Source organism: Streptomyces bobili, from assembly GCF_002154575.1.
Taxonomy (GTDB): domain Bacteria; phylum Actinomycetota; class Actinomycetes; order Streptomycetales; family Streptomycetaceae; genus Streptomyces; species Streptomyces bobili.
The window spans coordinates 353-602 of the sequence record NZ_MUBA01000846.1 but is presented as its reverse complement, the minus strand read 5'-3'; the positions used below and the strand labels follow the sequence as shown (position 1 = coordinate 602).

Sequence of the window (250 nt, the reverse complement as noted above, 5' to 3'; positions counted from 1 at the left end):
CCGCACGGAACCCCGTGTCGAGCAGTTCATGACGCCGAAAGACGGTGCTGACGGCGTGAGAAAGCCCTTTCTCGTCGAGTATTCCATCGAGGCGGAGCGCAATACCCGTATGAAGCAGCGCACTTCCTCGAACAAGGCGTTCCACTTCCCAGAGCCGTTGCTGTTGCCGGCTCAACTCCGTGGCGTTCACACTTCCACTCCGCTGGTCCATGTGCTCCGTTGCCCAAAGGTGCGCCGAGTGCCGCACGGG

1 protein-coding gene is annotated in these 250 nt (G+C 61.6%); it reads right to left on the bottom strand.

What is annotated here, in order from left to right:
* Positions 1-190, bottom strand: a 190-nt coding sequence (locus BZL64_RS40730; protein WP_208639614.1) for a hypothetical protein, incomplete at its 3' end; no start/stop codon positions are given.
* Positions 191-250 lie beyond the last annotated feature (60 nt).